Here is a 16606-nt window from a genome sequence, read left to right as displayed (position 1 = left end):
CGCGCCGGCCGTCCCTGGCCGGCACTCATCGCCGAGTCTGCGCGGCTGTACGTTGCAACCCCGTTGCAGTGGCAGTCAGTTCCGCTTCAAGGGAGTCGAGCCTCGCCCTTACGGGCGGGAGTTGCGGCGCCGGTACCGCCGCGCACAGGGCCCGCCAGGCCACCACGTCGTCCTCGCCCCATGTGCTGTACGCCCAGTCCGCGAGGAGTCCGGGGTCGCCCCGGTCCACCAGCGCGGCCCGGAGCCGGTCCGCGAGCCGCTCGCGCAGCCGGACCACCCCCGGGGCGAGCGAGGCCGGAAGGAGCGGGCCCGCGTACTCGCCGGCCGCAGCCGAGACGGCACCGGAGGCGAGCCGCCGGTCGACCGTCGCGAAGTCCGCGTCGACGGCTCCCGCCAGCCGGTACGGGCGCGAGCGCAGCACGTCGGGCCCGAGGAGAGTGCGGAGCCGGGACAGCTCCGCCCGCAGCGTCACCGGGGTGACCGACTCGTCCTCGTACAGCAGCGTCAGGAGCTCGTCGCCGCCCACCCCTTCCGGGCGGTGTGCCAGGACCACCAGGATCTCGCTGTGCCGGCGGGACAGGCGTACGCGCCGCCCGTTCGCTGTAAGCACCGCTTCGTCGCGGCCCAGCGCGCAGAGCCTGAACCCGCCCGGCCGGGCCGGCGGACCGAGCAGGGCGAGCTGGGACTCGGCCGCCCGCGCCACCGCCTGCACGAATCCGAGGCTGTGCGGGTGCGCGAGGCGCTCCCCACCCGTGATGTCCACCGCGCCGATCACCCGGCCGGACAGCGGATCGTGCACGGGAGCGGCGGCGCACGTCCAGGCCCGCACACGCCGCCGGAAGTGCTCGTCGGTGACGACCTGTACCGGCCGGTCGACGGCGATCGCGGTCCCGGGCGCGTTCGTCCCGGCCGCCGACTCCGACCAGCGGGCCCCGGCCACGAAGTTCATCGCCCGGGCCTTGCGCAGCGTGCCCGGATGGCCTTCCACCCAGAGCATCCGCCCTGCCGCGTCGCAGACGGCCAGCAGATGCTCCCCGTCCGTCGCGTACGTCCCCATCAACTCCCGGATCACCGGCATCGCCGCCGAGAGGGGATGGCCGTCCCGGTGCCCCGCCAACGCGTCCTCGTCCAGTTCGATCCGCGCGGCTCCTTCCTGGCACACCCTGGCCCGCACGGAACGCCGCCACGAGGCGGCCACCAGCGGCCGCACCGCCGGACCGGTCGGCCTGTCAGCTGCGCCCGTCGTCCCGTCGCTCGGACCGTCGGCCCCGTCGTCCGGACCCCTCGCCCCGGTACCGGGACCTCCTGACCCGCCCATCCACGCATCGCTCAACTCGGCCTCCCCGTCGAGGTCGCCCTGCACGTCCGGCTCATCGTCGTGCGCGCGCGGGCCGCCGACAAGCGCTCCGGCACCGCGGCATATGCGCCCTGTCCGGGACCGGCCCCCGGCTCCTGGCGCGGAGCACGTAGAGTGGGCCCGGGCCGTGACTGGCGCTTGAGGTGGATCACCACCGGGGAGCGGCCCGGGCGGAGCGCACCGAGCGGTGCGACCGTGCCGATGCCGTGCGCCTGGGCGAACCACCGGTCAGACACGACGCCCAGGAGTTGCCATGTCCACCAGCACCGCCACCCTCATGGACGGCACCGCCCTCGCCCGCCGTACGGTCGAGGAGACCGCCGCGCGCGCCGCCGAGGTCACCCGCCGCACCGGTGTCACGCCGTGCCTCGCCACCGTCCTGGTCGGCGCCGACCCCGCCTCCGTGACGTACGTGAAGATGAAGCAGAACCGCTGCGCGAAGGCCGGAATCCGCTCCAAGCACGTCGAGCTGCCCGCCACCACGACGACCGAGGAGCTCGTCGCCGCGATCACCGCGCTGTCCGAGGACCCCGAGGTCCACGGCATCCTGTTCCAGCACCCGGTCGGCCCGCACATCGACGAGCGCGCCGCCTTCGAGGCCATCGCCCCGGAGAAGGACGTCGACGGCGTCACCATGGCCTCCTTCGCCGCCATGGGCTTCGGACTCCCCGGCTTCGTCTCCTGCACGCCCGGCGGCATCATGCGCCTCCTCGACGCGTACGACGTCGACCCGAGCGGCAAGCGGGCCGTGGTCGTCGGGCGCAGCGCGATCCTCGGCAAGCCGGCCGGTCTCCTCCTCCTCGGCCGCGACGCCACCGTCACCTACTGCCACTCCCGCACCAAGGACCTCTCCTCCGTCATACGGGAGGCCGACATCCTGGTGGCGGCCGTCGGCAAGCCGAACTTCATCAAGGGCGAGGACATCAAGCCCGGCGCCGTCGTCGTCGACGCCGGCTACAACCCGGGCAACATCGGCGACGTCGACTTCGCGTCCGCCGCCGAGCGCGCCTCCCTCATCACTCCGGTCCCCGGTGGCGTCGGTCCCATGACCATCGCCGTGCTGCTCGCGCAGACGGTCGAGGGCGCGGAGCGCCAGCTCGGTCTGTAGGGCACTCATGACGGGGCGTCGGCGGGACGGTGACCGGGGGAGGAGAGGTGCGTTCCGGCCATGGTCGGACAAGGCGTGGTCGGCGATGGTCACGATTCTGTACAGGCCGTGCTCAACGGCCCCGGATCACTCGCCTCATGGAGGCCGACAAGCAACCCTGGTGTCTGTGCCGCACCAGCCGACCGCCACTCCGCCGCCGGACCGCCGACCGGCTGAGTCCCCCTCAGCCGAGCCCCGTCCCACCGAGCCCCGTTCCGCCGAGCCTGGTTCCGCCGAGCCCCGTTCCGCTGAACTCCGTTCCGCCGAGTCACAGTCCACCGAGGCTCACTCCGCCGAGCGGCTCGCCGCTGTGGGGTGGCCGCGTGTCGTACGCCTCGGGGCACCCCGGCCGGGGCCGGCCGCGCGGCGCGCCCGCTGGTTCGGCGTGCCGCTCGTACCGCTGGTCCTGGCAGCCCTGGTCGTGGGCGGGTTCGTGGCCGTCGGCGGCGGAGAGGACTTCGAAGGGCCGGGAGCCGACGGGCGACCGGGCGGCGGCCCGGTGGCCGTACCGTCCCCGGTCGTCACTGCGGAGGACGGCGGCCCGACGTCTGTCCCGACGGCTGGCGCGCCGTCGTCCGGCGAACCCACGGCAGGAGCGCCGGGCGCGTCCACCACCGGCGTGCCCGCCACGGGCGGCCCCGTGGCCGACACGCCGACGCACGCGGCGCCCGAGGAGCGGCTCGCCCCGCCCGGGAAGAGTGCCGCCCCGCAGCCCTCCCGTACCGCCAGCACCGCTCCCGCGACGACCCGGCCGGCCCCTTCCACGGCCCCGACGGCGACACGTCCTCCCGCCAGGCCCGTCTCCTTCGAGGCGCTGCGCGTCGGCGACTGCTTCGACATCGACCGCGCCACGCCGGGCACCGCCGTCCGCCGCGACTGCGACACGCCGCACGACGCCGAGCTCGTCGCCCGGCCACGCCTGACCGGCACCTACGCCGACGACCAGAAGGTACGCGAGGCAGCCACGGAACTCTGCCGCGCACCCCTCCGCGCCAAGGCCGCTCTACAGCCGCTCGGCACGCGCTGGACCACCTTCGTCCAGTACCCCTACCGCACCAGCTACCTCCTCGGCTCCGACGCCGTCGCCTGCAGCCTGGCCGCCCCGTCCGCCACCGGCGGGAAGATCACCGGCCTCCTCCGGTAGCGCCGGCGGCGCCTCCCGCTCCCGTGGCGTCGGACGCGAGAGCGGCCGTGGCCGCAGCCGTGGCCAGGGCCGACGCCGGATCGCGGTCCGCCGGGCCCGCGGGGGACCAGCGGCCACCGGCCTTGCGGTACGGCCACCAGCGGCCGTCCGCTCCGAGCCGCAACTGTGCCTCCGCGCCCACCACCGTCCAGCGCGCGCCGGCCGTCCGCCGCAGCACCGGCCGCTCGTCGCCCTCCCAGGCCTCCGCGAGCCGCGCCGCCGCCCGGGCGAGGGTGTCGGCGTCGGGCGTCCACTCCTCCTCCAGTACGGCCAGGGCGGCGGCGCCGCCGAAGCGCCACGCGCGCGTGGCCGCGTCCAGATCCGCCCGCGACCTGCCCGAACCGTCGGCGAGCCGCGCCGTGATCCAGGCGGCGGACGAGCCCGCGGCGAGACGCACCGCGTCCTGAGAGGCCGTCAGCGGCGGCTCCACGAGCTCGGGCCCGCCGCTGCCCCCGAGGGCCGCGACGAGCATCCGGTGCGCGCGAGCCGCCGCGTCCGTCGCGAGGAACTCCAGTGCCGCGGGATCGACCCCCGGCTCCGGATCCGTCTCCGTGTCGAGGGAGAGCGGTTCGCCCGGCCCCGAGAGGGCCCCGGGCGGGGCGGGCAGCGGCGGCAGGATGTCCCGGGCCGCGTACGCCTCGGCCGCCGACACGCCCGGCATGCCCCCGGCTCCCTCCACCGCGGGCCCGTCCCCGGCCCCGTCCTGCCCGTCGCGCTCCGAGGGCGCCGCGGCCCGTCGTGCGCTGCGCGCCTGGAGCTGGTCGAGGAGGGTCCGCTCCCCGCGCCCCCGCATCAGCAGCAGGACGAACGGGTCCTCGTCGAGCAGCCGCGCCACCTGGTAGCAGAGCGCCGACGTGTGCGGGCAGTGGTCCCACGCCTCGCACCCGCACTCCGGCTCGAGATCGCCGATCCCCGGGAGCAGGTCGAGCCCCGTGACCGCCGCGTCCTCCACCAAGTGCGGAGGCATCTCACGGTCGAGGAGCGCCGCGATGTGCCCCGCGCTGTCCACGGCCAGATCGAGCAGCCGCTCCCACTCCTCCTCGGAGAACTCCCGCACCAGCACGTCGCTGCGGTGCGCCGTGCCGTCGCGGTCCTTGACGATCGCCGTGATCCGGCCGGGGCGCACCGACACGGCTCCGACCGCCCCCGCGCGCGCGTGCCGGCGCCCGGCCTTGAGTTGTTGGCCGTCGAGCGCCGTGTCCTCCAGCGCCTTGAGCCACGCCAGGCCCCACCAGGTCCGGGCGAACGCCGCGCCCTTCGCGGGCGGCAGCGCCTCGAACGTCCGCTCGTCGCCCCCGTGTCCCTGCCCCTGCCTGGGGCCGACCCCGTGTCCGTACCCGCTCATCGTCCGTCCCCTCGCAGTCGTACGAGCTCCGCCAGTTCCGCGTCGGTCAGTTCGGTCAGTTCCGGCGGCGTGTCCCCGCCCGTCCCGAGAACGGCGTCCGCCAGTTCCCGTTTGCGGTCGAGCATGGCGGCGATCCGGTCCTCGATCGTGCCTTCGGCGATCAGCCGGTGCACCTGTACCGGGCGGTCCTGCCCGATCCGGTACGCGCGGTCGGTGGCCTGGGCCTCCACGGCCGGGTTCCACCAGCGGTCGTAGTGCACGACGTGCTCGGCCCGGGTGAGGTTGAGCCCGGTCCCGGCGGCCTTCAGCGAGAGGAGGAAGACGGGGACGTCCCCGTCCTGGAACCGTGCCACCATCGCCTCGCGCTCGGCGACGGGCGTGCCGCCGTGCAGGAACTGCGTCCGCACGCCCCGCGCCGCGAGATGCGTCTCCAGGAGCCGGGCCATCCCCACGTACTGGGTGAAGACCAGGGTGCTCGCGCCCTCGGCGAGGATCGTGTCGAGGAGTTCGTCGAGCAGCTCCAGCTTGCCCGAGCGGCCCTCGATCCTCGGCCGGTCCTCCTTGAGGTACTGGGCGGGATGGTTGCAGATCTGCTTGAGCCCGGTCAGGAGCTTCACGACGAGCCCGCGGCGCGCCATGCCCTCGGCGACGGCGATCGACTCCAGGGTCTCGCGCACCACCGCCTCGTACAGACCGGCCTGTTCGGGTGTCAGGGAGACGGTCCGGTCGGTCTCCGTCTTCGGCGGCAGTTCGGGCGCGATGCCCGGGTCCGACTTCCGGCGGCGCAGCAGGAACGGGCGGACCAGCGCGCCGAGCCGCTCGGCGGCGGCCGGGTCCCCGCCGCCCTCGACGGCGGCGGCGAAGCGCGTACGGAAGGCCCCGAGGCTGCCGAGCAGGCCAGGGGTCGTCCAGTCGAGGATCGCCCACAGCTCGGAGAGGTTGTTCTCCACCGGGGTGCCGGACAGCGCCACGCGCGCGCGTGCCCCGATCGTCCGCAGCGCACGCGCGGTCGCCGAGTACGGGTTCTTGACGTGCTGCGCCTCGTCCGCGACGAGGAGTCCCCAGCTGCGCGCGGCGAGCCGCTCAGTGTCGAGCCGCATCGTGCCGTACGTGGTGAGGACGAAGCCGTCGTCGGCGACGCCCTCCAGGTCGCGCGCGGCGCCGTGGAAGCGGCGGACCGGCGTCCCGGGAGCGAACTTCTCGATCTCCCGCTGCCAGTTGCCCATGAGCGAGGTCGGGCAGACGACCAGCGTGGGTCCTGCGGAGGCCGAGTCGGTCTGCCGGTGCAGATGGAGCGCGATGACGGTGATCGTCTTGCCGAGGCCCATGTCGTCGGCGAGGCAGCCACCGAGGCCGAGTGAGGTCATCCGGTGGAGCCAGTCGAGCCCGCGCACCTGGTAGTCGCGCAGGGTCGCGGCGAGCGCGGCGGGCTGCGCGATCTCCGGGCGGCCGCCCTCGGGGTCGGCGAGCCGCTCCCGCAACCGCTCCAGCCAGCCGGACGCCGCCACCTCGACGGGGCGGCCGTCCACCACGGTCGTGCCGGTGAGGACGGCCGAAAGGGCCTCCACCGGAGTGAACTTGCGGTCCTGCTGAGCTCGGGCCCGGAGCACCTCGGCCGGGTCGACGAGGACCCAGCGGTCCCGCAGGCGGACGAGGGGCCGCCCCGCCTCGGCGAGCCGGTCGAGCTCGCCCCGGGTCAGCTCGTGCCCGCCCACGGCGAAGCGCCAGTTGAAGGCGAGCAGGGCGTCGGCGGAGAGGAAGGACGGGAGCGAGGCGCGGGACGGGTCGCCCGCCTCGTCCGGCGTGCCGCGGCCTTCGTCCGGCGCGGCGAGGCTGTCGTCGGGCGTGGCGCGGCCTGCGTGCGGAGCGTCGTTGACTCCGTACCGCGCGCCGCTCTGTTCGTCCTCCGCGGCCGAAGGGCCGATCACCGCGCGGGCGGTGAGCCGGTCGGCGAGTTCACGCGGCCAGTGGACCTGGACGCCGGTCGCCGCGAGGGCCCGGGCAGCCGGGCCCAAGAGCTCCGCGACCTCCTCGTCGGCGAGTTCGACGGTGTCGGGTACGGCCGCCGTGAGGAGCGGGGTCAGGGGCGGCCAGGCGCGGGAGGCGCGCCGGAGCGCGAGGAGCGCGTCCATCCGCGCCCGGGGGCCGAACGCGCCGGCCGTCGTGCCGGAACCCGCCCACACCTCCGCCGCGTCCGCGACCAGCGTCGGGTCGGCGACGCCGTGCAGCTGGAGGACCGCGCGGAAAGCGGGCGCCTCGTCGGCCTCGGCGGTGAAGCCGGGGAGTTCGAGGCGGAGCGACAGCCGGACGCCCGCGTCGTGACCCGCCGCCACGTCGGCGGCCCAGGCTCGCTGTTCGGGGATCGACTGCGGCGCTTCGGCCGCGAAGGCGGCGCCGCCGGCCGCGAGGGACGCCGCCGGGGTCCGCGGGAGCGTGTCCGCGACCGCGTCGGCGAACGCGCGGAGCAGCGCCTCGGGTTCGGGCAGGAGCAGAGGCTCGTCGGGGGAGAGGGGTACGGCGTGGGCGCTCGGCGGCATCGAGGCGGCGAGGGTGCGCAGCCGCGCCAGCTCCTCCGGGCCGAGCGGCCCGGCCCGCCAAGCATCGTGGTCGCCGGGAGTGAGACCGGGTAGCAACAGTCCGCGTGCGACGAGGTCCAGTGCGAGGAGGGACGCGGCGCCCCAGAACGCGGCGGCGGGCGAGGCGGAGTCCGTGAACCGGGCACGGGCGAGCAGCGGAAGGGCGTCCCGTACGGGGACGGCATGCGCGGGGACGGTCACGGCCTTGAGGCTTTCGCCGTCGACGATCGTGAGCTCGGTGTTCGCGGGAACGCCGTCCGGCAGGGCGTCCCCCTCCGGAGAGCAGAAGGCGACGCGTCCCGCGCGGGGCGGGTCGGCGGGGAGAAAGACGGCGGAGTGGAGGGTGAGTTCGCGGGCGGAATCATCGGGTCCGTACGACAGCGACAACGCATTCCTCAAATTTGACTACCTGGAGACCGAGCGGCCGAGGATACCTCAGGTGATCGATTCGACGCGCACGAAGCCCACGTGACCCGCGCCACAGTCGAGATCGCTTCTCGTGGGGTGGGGTTCACCCCACCCCCGCACCCCGGCGCGCCCCCTGTCGAGGCCGGGTGGTGACGCCATGGCCCCGGACGATCACCCATCCGTAGTTTCAGTGGAGGCGCCCACCGTTCGCACACCGATCCGAGATCCGATCGCGACCCGACCCACAGAAACAGGAGCCCCGCCATGTCCCAGGCCACCGTCCTGCCCCCGGCGCCCGCCCCCGCCGAGGCTCCCGCCCGCGCCAGGGGCGGCAGCGAGTTCAGCCCGCTCCTGCGGACGGTCAGGGAACAGGGCCTCCTGGAACACCGCCCCGGCTGGTACGCCCGCGGGATCGTCGTCAACCTCCTCGGCATCGCCGCCGTCCTGACCGGACTCGCCCTGATCGGCCCTTCCTGGTGGGCGCTCCCGCTCGCCGTCCCCCTCGCCCTGCTCTCCGCGCGGGCCGCCTTCGTCGGCCACGACGCCGGCCACGCCCAGATCACCGCCGACCGCGGGGCGAGCCGGATCATCCAGCTCGTGCACGCCAACCTTCTCCTCGGCATGAGCCGGGAGTGGTGGAACGACAAGCACAACCGGCACCACGCGAACCCGAACCACCTCGACAAGGACCCGGACGTCGCCGCCGACATCCTCGTCTTCGCCGACCACCAGACCACGGGCCGCACGGGTCTGCGCGCCTTCCTCACCCGCCACCAGGCCTGGCTGTTCTTCCCTCTGACGACCCTGGAGGGCATCGCCCTCAAGGTGTACGGAGTCCAGGCCCTGCTCGCCAAGGACGGCCCCTGCCGCACCCGGCGCGAGCGGCTCGTCGAGGGCGCCCTGCTCCTCGCCCACTTCGCCGGCTACGCGGCGCTGCTCCTCACCCTCCTCACCCCCCTCCAGGCGCTCGTCTTCGCCCTCCTGCACCAGATGCTGCTCGGCGTCCACCTGGGCATGGCCTTCGCCCCCAACCACAAGGGCATGGAGCGCCCGGACGAGCACGCCGACGGCGACAGCTGGGGCCACCTGCGCCGCCAGGTGCTCACCTCGCGCAACATCCGCGGCGGCGCCCTCACCGACTGGTTCCTCGGCGGACTCAACTACCAGGTGGAGCACCACCTCTTCCCGAGCATGCCGCGCCCCAACCTCCGCCGTGCCCAGCCCGCCGTGCGCGCCCACTGCGCCGCGCTGGGCGTGCCGTACACCGAGACCGGCTTCGTGGAGTCGTACCGCCAGGCCCTCGGGCACCTGCACGAGGTGGGCGAGCCCCTCCGCGCGGAGCGGTCGGAGGGTGCCGAGTAAGGTCAAGGATGATCACAGGAGATGTGATCATCGGTTCGGGCTTCGGGTGAGGTGTACGCACCGCGGTGTACGCACCGCCCGCGACGACCGAGCGGCAGCGGAGAAGGGGAGCTCCTCGGCATGAGCAGCGGCACCGTCCAGACGGTCAGCAGCAACGGCACGTACTCGTTCACCAAGCCCAACCGGGATGGCATCACCCTCCTCGCGGGCCTCGGCGTGGAGGGCGACGTCCACGCGGGAGTGACGGTCAAGCACCGGTCGCGTGTCCGTCAGGACCCGACCCAGCCGAACCTGCGTCAGGTCCACCTCATCCACGCCGAGCTCTTCGAGGACGTGGCCGGCGCAGGCTTCGAGGTGGCCCCCGGCGACCTGGGCGAGAACGTCACGACCCACGGGATCGACCTTCTCGGCCTGCCCACCGGCACGCTCCTCCACCTGGGCGCCGAGGCCGTCGTCGAGGTCACCGGCCTGCGCAACCCCTGCGCGCAGATCGACAACTTCCGGCACGGCCTGCTCAAGCAGGTCCTCGGCCGCGACGAGAACGGCGAGGTCGTCCGCAAGGCGGGCATCATGGGCATCGTGCTGACCGGCGGGGAGGTGCGGCCCGGCGACACCATCCGGGCCGAGCTGCCGGAGGGGCCGCACCGCCCGCTGGAGAAGGTCTGACCCCGCTTGTCGGCTCTCCGTCACTCCTTCAGAGAGCAGGAGTCGACCACGTCACCGTCCGCCGGCCGTGCGATCGTGCGGTCCGCGGGCGGCGGCGTACCCTCCTCGACCCAGCGCGTCAGCGCGTCGAACGCGGATCGGTAGCAGGGCAGGATCGGCCGCAGTCGGTCCGGATACGTGTCGTAGAGGCCGTCCGTGTGCGTCCCGTCCTGCACCGTGTAGTACCGGTGCAGCCCGCCCCGGCCTCGCGCGTCGACCATCCCGGCGTACACGTCGGAGTCGGTGGAGATGGGCAGCAGCGTGTCCAGATCGCCGTGGAGCGTGATGAGGGGCTTGCCGATGCGCCCGGTGAGCGCGACCTTCGCGACCGCGCGGTGGACGGACGCGGGCCGGGAGGCGTAGTCGTACGAGGCGTCCGAGGCGCAGGCCGCGAAGATCTCCTCCACCGTCCGCCCCGCCGTGTCACCCGGGCAGGCCGGGTCGTACGAGGGGTCGAACTCGGCCCGGAAGATCTTCTGCGTGAGCCCCCAGTACGCCTTCTCGTGGTACGGCCAGAGGAAGCGGGACCCGGGTGCGAAGCCCGCGTCGAGCAGGTCCTCGTCGGAGGCCCGGCCGAGGGAGCGGGCCACCGTCACCGGCAGGCTCGTCAGGAGGTTGGGGCCGTCCGCGGTCCACAGCACGCCCTCCCAGTCGACCCCGCCGTCGTACAGCTCGGGCCGGTTCTCCAGCTGCCAGCGCGTCAGGTACCCGGCGTTGGAGATGCCGGTCATGTACGTACGCTCGGGGCCGCTGCCGTAGCGCTGCCGTACGGCCTTCTTGGCGGCCCGCGTCAGCTCGGTGACCCGGCGGTTCCACTCGGCGACCGCGTCGCCCGGTGCCCGCCCGTCGGTGAAGAAGTCCGGTCCGGTGTTGCCCTTGTCGGTGGCGGCGTACGCGAAGCCCTGGGCGAGGACGCGGTCGGAGATGAGCGCGTCCGTGGAGTACTGGCGCCGGGTGCCGGGCGCGCCGGTGACGACGAGCCCGCCGTTCCAGTGGTCGGGCAGCCGGATCACGAACTGTGCGTCGTGGGCCCAGCCGTGGGTGGCGTTGAGACGTGAGGTGTCGGGGAAGTAGCCGTCGATCTGGACGCCCGGCACCCCTGAGGGGTTACGGGTCGCCTTCGCCGCGAGACCGGCCTGGTCGGCCATGTCGGTGTACGGCGTACCGGCGAGCCCCGCGGTCGTCAGGTCCGTCAGGCACGCGGACTCCTGGTGCTCGGCGCCGGGTACATGGAGCCGGTCCTGACGTGCGCAGTGTGCGGAGACCGGGGCCTCCGCTCCGGCTCCGGCGGGGCTCGCGGGGGCGAGGACGGTGACCCCGGTCAGCAGCGCGGTGAGCAGGGGAACGCCTGGGAACAGGCGCATGGTGAGCCTCCGTGGGGACGACGGGAAGGGGGTGCGGCGCCATATCGTGCGGCGCACCACCACCGCCGGACCATGGTCCGGGACCACACCTATGGCCGTTGTCCCATGTGGGAGGCGTGCTTCTGGGGATGGGCGTGTCGCGGGGCAGGCGTGCTCAGGACGTGCGGACGGCCATCGCGTCGAGCGCGTCCAGGAGCGCGGGCAGCCGGGGGCCTCTGGCCACCGGGAGCACCTCGCGCGGCAGCGCGTCGAGGAGCACGAAGGCCATGTCGTCGGTCCGGGCCACGAACGACCAGCCGGGGCCGTCCGCGCGCAGGACGCGAGCACCCTCCTCCGCCGCCGACAGGGACCGAACCCGGCCCACCGGAGGTGCCTCCTCCAGATATCCGCGGAGCTCGCTCAGCGCCCTCCGTACACCGTCGTAGGGGTCGGGTACGGAGGAGGTGGCTGTTTCCCCCGGCGCCTGCGCCGGCGCCGACGTTGGCTCCGACTCCGGTGCCCCGCCACCGCCCTGGGCGTCGTCGCTCACCTGGGCACGCCAGGTCGCCCACTGGAGCGCCACCTCGTCCGCGCCGAGCCGGCGCTGGGCAGGTCCCCACACGTCCCCGGACGGCGGGACCAGCGGGGTCGGATCGCCCTCCTCAGGCTCCGGGTCGTGCGGTGCGGGGACGCCGGGCGCGGCGGTGGCCACCGCGAGCGGCCAGCCCGGCAGCCCGGTCACCACGGAGTTCTCGTCGGGGGAGAGGTCGTAGGCCATGCCGCAGTCCCAGGACGAGATCGCCACCGCGACGAGCGACACGTCGTCGACGACGACCGTCCACCGCGCGCCGAGCCCGTCCTGGCCGAACACGAGCCCGTACCCGTCCACGTAGGGCTGGAGCCCCAGCGCGGCGCAGGCCGCCGGATAGTCGTCACCGAGCACGCTCGGGAAGCGCGCCGGCGTCAGCAGTGCCGCGGTCAGCACAAACAGCGCGTCGGCGTCGGCTTCGGCGTCGCCGGCGGCGCGCGCCTCGGCGATCGGGTCCGTCCCGGCCACGGCAGCCTCCCCATCTGGTCGTCGGCGCACCTTAACCAGTGAGTAACCCGCGCGTCGAGGGTGTCCGGACGAGAGATCCCCGTCGCCGGGAGATCCCCTCAGCCGTCCCGGAGGCCGAGCAGCGAGCGGGCCACGGTGGTCGGCGACTCGCCGCGCTCCCGGGCGAGGGCGATGAGCGCCCGGCAGGCCAGCTCGTTGACACCGAAGGACAGTGCGCCGGGCGAGACCCGGCTCGCCGCCTCCTCCGCCCTGGCCGGATCGTCCTCGGCGCACGCGGCCACGTACTCCGCCGCCGCCTCGAAGAGGTTGTGGCCCTGCCGTGCGCGCGGTGGCGCGGGCGCGGCGGCCTCGGACGCCCGCCGGGCGGTGGGGAGGAGCCTGCGCAGTCGTTCCGGAACACGTGCCATCGCCCGCCGCCTCTCCCGGGCACGACTGCCCGGCACCCCCACCGTAGACAGCGAAGTGCCGGGACAGAAGGGCGCGTTGGGAAGTTCCGCTCAGGAACGCTCAGCGCCGCTCAAGGCCGCTCAGGGCCGCCCTACGCGCGGGCGGACACCGCCGTCAGGGTGTGCCCCTCCTCGTCGAAGCCGACCGCCGTCTCGCCGAGGGACCTGTCCTCGTCGCCGCCGTACGGCTCTCCGTCGAGCAGCCAGTCCACGAACACGTACCCGCGGTCGGGCACGCCGTGGCCAGGACGGTGTCGCCGTCCGAGTACGGGCCGTCCCGCGAGAGCGAGACGGTGCCGCTGCCGCCCTCGCACGCCACCTTCAGGGCGTGTCGCCGCTGCTCGAAGACCGCGGTGAGTTGCATGTCCTCGATGCCGGCGCCGGCGGGCGAGACCGAGGAGGTGACCGCGCACATCGCGGCCGAGGCCTTCGCCGCGCGGTAGGCGGCGACGGCGCCGCCCGTCTTGCTCAGTACGTCGGAGGAGTCCGCGTGGTCCGGCTTGCCGAGGGGGATGCCGATCGGCTCGCCGCGATACTTCTGCTTCGGGTTGGTGAAGCGGTTGATCCGGGTGCAGGTGCCCTTGGTCGCCTTGCGGCAGATGGGCTCGTACGCCATCAGGGACGACCAGTCGCCCTTGGAGGGGAAGTAGCCGGTGGCGCCGTTCGCGGACTGCACGGGCCGGGTGACGCGGTCGTGGTCGGCGCTGAGGTTGTGGCCGATCTCGTAGCCCATGGAGTGGTTGCCGATGGCGCCGCGCCCGACGACTCTGTAGCCCCAGGCGGCCGTGGACGGGCCGGGGGCGGGCGGGGTGTAGCCGAGTCCGCCCGCCGCGCGGCCGGCGGCGATGACCGAGACGAGGTCGGCGCCGTACTGGTCGCGCAGCTGCGGGACGATGTCGGCGACGCCGTCGGCGGGGAGGGCGATCACGCCGAGCAGCTTCTCGGTGACACCGTCCATGGAGGCCGTCACCGTCACCGTCACCGGGGTGGTGCCGACCAGTCGCAGCCGGACCTAGGTGCCGCTCGCGGAGAAGGCGTCGTTGGCGAGCGTGATGCCCTTGGCGGCGAGGGCCTTGATCTGGGCGTCGCCACCCGCTCGGTGCGGGCGCCGAGCGTGTAGCCGACGAGCGTGTCGATGAGGGCGTATCCCTTGCCACCCTTGCAGGCAGCGGCCTCGGCCCGGAGCGCGGCCCGGGCGTCGTCCTCGTCCTCGGCCGCGGACTTCCGTCCGGTGGCGGCTCCGCGGCGATCGCGGCGGCCGGCGGGGCACCGGTGGGCTGCTCGTCCTCGTCGGTGAGGGGCGTGAGCTGAGCGACCGTCACCCGGCCGGGCCCCAGCGGCTCGATGGCGTAGAGGTCACCGCCGAGCAGGAACTGGGCACTCAGGTTCTCGTTGCCGGGCGTCTTGTCACAGCCGCCGTCCAGCGTCACGACGACGTTCTGGTCGACGGTTCCGGCGACGGTCCCGTGCCAGACGAGGATCGAACCGATCGTGGACCGGGCCTCCTCGCCGGCCTGGACCGTCACGTCGCCGAAGAGCGGAAACGCTACTTCCTGGCCGTAGCCGCTGCCGCACACGGGGGCGAGCGCGGCGGGCACGACCCGGGCGACCCGGCCCCTGACATGCTGGGCCCCGAAGTCCTCGGCCGCCCCCGCCGCCGCGCGCCCGCCCACATCCGTGTCTGTGCTCGTGTCCGTCGGCGGACGGGTGCTCGCGGTGATCCTTTCGCCGGTGTCCGCGCTCAGGGCCCCCGCAGCCACCGCCTTCCGCACGTTCCGTTCGTGCACATGGTCGACCTGCAGAAACCGGGGGAAGAGTTCCTTGCGCCAGTGAAGTGATCACCCGATCGTCATCAGAATCACCCTGGGCGATGGGGTGTCCGCGCGCCGTCTGTCCTCCGCGTGGCGGCGCGTTTCGGCGTGTCGATGGAGGGGTGTGTTTCCGACCGACACGCGCGGCGGCCGGCACGCGGCGGCTCAGCCTTCGCGGACGGCCAGCGCCAAGTAGCGCGCGTCCTCGTCCACGTAACTGACGAGCCGCCAGCCGGCCTCGGCGAGCACGGGACGCAGTCGCGGCTCGGCGCGCAGGTCGTCCGGCGTGATCTGCCGACCGTGCCGGGCCGCGAGGGCGGCGCGGCCGATCGGGTGGAAGAGCGCGAGCCGGCCGCCGGGACGGACGACCCGGGCGAGTTCCCGCAGGCCGGCGACGGGGTCGGCGAGATGGGAGACGAGCCCCGCCCCGAAGACGGCGTCGAGCGCGCCGTCGTGCATCGGCAGCCGGCCGACATCGGCGAGCAGGAGCGTCCCGGCGCCGGTGGCATCGGCGGTGGCGGCACCAGCACCAGTACCGGCACCCGTGGCACCCTGACCCGGCGCCCCGCGCCCCGCCCGTACCGCCTCGGCCAGCATCTCGGGGGTGAGGTCGGCGCCGAGTACGGTGCCGGTCGTGCCGACGGCCGCGCGGAGCGGCGGCAGGGCGCGGCCGGTCCCGCAGCCGGCGTCCAGCACTCGGTCACCGGGGCGCAGACCGAGCTTGCTCACGGCGGCGGCGTACGCGGGTCCGTCGTCGGGGAACCTGCTGTCCCAGTCGGCGGCGCGACTGCCGAAGAACTCTCGGACGTGTGTGGGGTCATCGCTCATGCGCTCATGATCTACCACCCGGAGGTGTGAACGTTCTGTGTGCACGTTCGAACTCGGCGTGATCGTTCGGGATCATCTCTCTGTCATATTCCATCAGCTTTCGAAATGCGCCCCTGGTGCGCCCCCCGGTGCGCACTAGCGTCCCTGAGCCATGGGACACCTGGACCACGCCACCTTCGGCTGGCTGACACCCGCACTGTCGTACGCGATGGCCTGCATCGGCGCCGCCCTCGGGCTGCGCTGCACCGTACGGGCACTCGAGGCGACCGGCCGGTCGCGGCGGAACTGGCTGCTCACCGCCGCTTCCGCGATCGGCACCGGCATCTGGACGATGCACTTCGTCGCGATGCTCGGCTTCGGAGTGACCGGAACCGACATCCGCTACAACGTTCCCCTCACCATCCTCAGCCTGCTCATCGCCATGGCTGTCGTCGGCGTCGGAGTGTTCGCCGTCGGATACGGCCGCGACCGGGTCCGTTCGCTCCTGATCGGCGGACTGACCACGGGCGTCGGAGTGGCGAGCATGCACTACATGGGCATGGCCGCGCTCCGGCTGCACGGCCAGGTCCGGTACGACCCCCTGCTCGTCGCCCTGTCCGTCGTGATCGCGGTCGTGGCCGCCACCGCGGCGCTCTGGGCGGCGCTCCACATCCACGCACCCGCGGCCGTGGCCGTCGCCTCGCTCGTCATGGGCGCGGCCGTCAGCAGCATGCACTACACGGGCATGCTGGCGGTGCGGGTCGAGGTTGTTCCCTCCGCCGCCGCTCTCCCCGGCGCCACGGTCATGCAGTTCATCTTCCCCCTCGCCGTCGGACTCGGCTCATACCTGTTCATCACCTCCGCCTTCGTCGCCCTCTCCCCGACGGCGGGGGAGCGGGCCGCGTACGCCTCGGCCGAGCGGCTCACCGAACCGGACGAGCGGGCTGTGGATGTCGCGCCCCCGGGCTTCCGTGCCGCCGAACCAGCCCGCCACCCCTGACCCGACGCCCCAGCCCGTACCTCCGGACCTCGCATCCACACACCGCTCACGCATACCCA

At 73.9% G+C, this 16606-nt stretch carries 13 protein-coding genes and 1 riboswitch; of the genes, 5 read left to right on the top strand and 8 right to left on the bottom strand.

The genetic code is table 11. The annotated features are described in order from the left end of the window. Positions 1 to 25 precede the first annotated feature (25 nt). Positions 26 to 1318, bottom strand: a complete 1293-nt coding sequence (locus ACIBG6_RS06780) for a GAF domain-containing protein (RefSeq protein WP_399221949.1) — start codon at positions 1316 to 1318, stop codon at positions 26 to 28. 156 nt (positions 1319 to 1474) lie between these two features. After that, positions 1475 to 1582: riboswitch (ZMP/ZTP riboswitch) on the top strand. A 28-nt stretch (positions 1583 to 1610) separates the two neighbouring features. Here ACIBG6_RS06780 and ACIBG6_RS06775 point away from each other — a divergent pair. Together ACIBG6_RS06775 and ACIBG6_RS06770 are read left to right on the top strand one after the other, a co-directional pair. After that, positions 1611 to 2465, top strand: a complete 855-nt coding sequence (locus ACIBG6_RS06775; protein WP_399221490.1) for a bifunctional 5,10-methylenetetrahydrofolate dehydrogenase/5,10-methenyltetrahydrofolate cyclohydrolase — start codon at positions 1611 to 1613, stop codon at positions 2463 to 2465. Between the two features lie 349 nt (positions 2466 to 2814). After that, positions 2815 to 3648, top strand: coding sequence for a hypothetical protein (locus ACIBG6_RS06770; protein ID WP_399221488.1), 834 nt, complete (start codon positions 2815 to 2817; stop codon positions 3646 to 3648). On the opposite strand, the gene ACIBG6_RS06765 is transcribed toward ACIBG6_RS06770, so the two are convergent. Both ACIBG6_RS06765 and ACIBG6_RS06760 read right to left on the bottom strand, forming a co-directional pair. Then, entirely contained in the window at positions 3629 to 5032 is a 1404-nt protein-coding gene (locus tag ACIBG6_RS06765) for an SWF or SNF family helicase (RefSeq protein ID WP_399221487.1), read from the bottom strand. The genes ACIBG6_RS06770 and ACIBG6_RS06765 overlap by 20 nt on opposite strands. After that, positions 5029 to 7995: a DEAD/DEAH box helicase gene (locus ACIBG6_RS06760; RefSeq protein ID WP_399221485.1), complete on the bottom strand. Its 2967-nt coding sequence runs from the start codon at positions 7993 to 7995 to the stop codon at positions 5029 to 5031. Before ACIBG6_RS06760 ends, ACIBG6_RS06765 begins: the two co-directional genes overlap by 4 nt. Before the next feature lie 285 nt (positions 7996 to 8280). Between ACIBG6_RS06760 and ACIBG6_RS06755 the strand changes: the two genes are divergently transcribed. Both ACIBG6_RS06755 and ACIBG6_RS06750 read left to right on the top strand, forming a co-directional pair. After that, the gene (locus tag ACIBG6_RS06755) at positions 8281 to 9378 is read left to right on the top strand and encodes a fatty acid desaturase family protein (RefSeq protein ID WP_399221484.1); all 1098 of its coding nucleotides are present in this window, start codon (positions 8281 to 8283) and stop codon (positions 9376 to 9378) included. Positions 9379 to 9498: 120 nt separating this feature from the next. Beyond that, positions 9499 to 10044 (top strand): MOSC domain-containing protein, encoded by a 546-nt coding sequence (locus ACIBG6_RS06750; RefSeq protein ID WP_399221483.1) that lies wholly within the window; start codon positions 9499 to 9501, stop codon positions 10042 to 10044. Positions 10045 to 10064: 20 nt separating this feature from the next. On the opposite strand, the gene ACIBG6_RS06745 is transcribed toward ACIBG6_RS06750, so the two are convergent. The 5 genes from ACIBG6_RS06745 to ACIBG6_RS06725 all read right to left on the bottom strand — a co-directional run bounded on the left by ACIBG6_RS06745 (position 10065) and on the right by ACIBG6_RS06725 (position 15568). Beyond that, positions 10065 to 11447 (bottom strand): tannase/feruloyl esterase family alpha/beta hydrolase, encoded by a 1383-nt coding sequence (locus tag ACIBG6_RS06745; RefSeq protein WP_399221482.1) that lies wholly within the window; start codon positions 11445 to 11447, stop codon positions 10065 to 10067. 154 nt (positions 11448 to 11601) lie between these two features. Beyond that, positions 11602 to 12483, bottom strand: a complete 882-nt coding sequence (locus tag ACIBG6_RS06740) for a hypothetical protein (protein WP_399221481.1) — start codon at positions 12481 to 12483, stop codon at positions 11602 to 11604. Positions 12484 to 12581: 98 nt separating this feature from the next. After that, positions 12582 to 12890, bottom strand: coding sequence for a hypothetical protein (locus ACIBG6_RS06735; RefSeq protein ID WP_399221480.1), 309 nt, complete (start codon positions 12888 to 12890; stop codon positions 12582 to 12584). Positions 12891 to 13044: 154 nt separating this feature from the next. Then, entirely contained in the window at positions 13045 to 13887 is an 843-nt protein-coding gene (locus ACIBG6_RS06730) for a hypothetical protein (RefSeq protein ID WP_399221479.1), read from the bottom strand. Positions 13888 to 14905: 1018 nt separating this feature from the next. After that, complete coding sequence (locus ACIBG6_RS06725) at positions 14906 to 15568, bottom strand: class I SAM-dependent methyltransferase (RefSeq protein WP_399221478.1); 663 nt, start codon at positions 15566 to 15568, stop codon at positions 14906 to 14908. Positions 15569 to 15719: 151 nt separating this feature from the next. On the opposite strand from ACIBG6_RS06725, the gene ACIBG6_RS06720 reads away from it, so the two are divergent. Further along, positions 15720 to 16547 (top strand): MHYT domain-containing protein, encoded by an 828-nt coding sequence (locus ACIBG6_RS06720; protein ID WP_399221477.1) that lies wholly within the window; start codon positions 15720 to 15722, stop codon positions 16545 to 16547. Positions 16548 to 16606: the final 59 nt, after the last annotated feature.

This window comes from Streptomyces sp. NPDC050842, assembly GCF_044456565.1.
Taxonomy (GTDB): domain Bacteria; phylum Actinomycetota; class Actinomycetes; order Streptomycetales; family Streptomycetaceae; genus Streptomyces.
The sequence above is the reverse complement of the archived record's forward strand: the minus strand, read 5'-3'. Positions and strand labels throughout refer to the sequence as shown.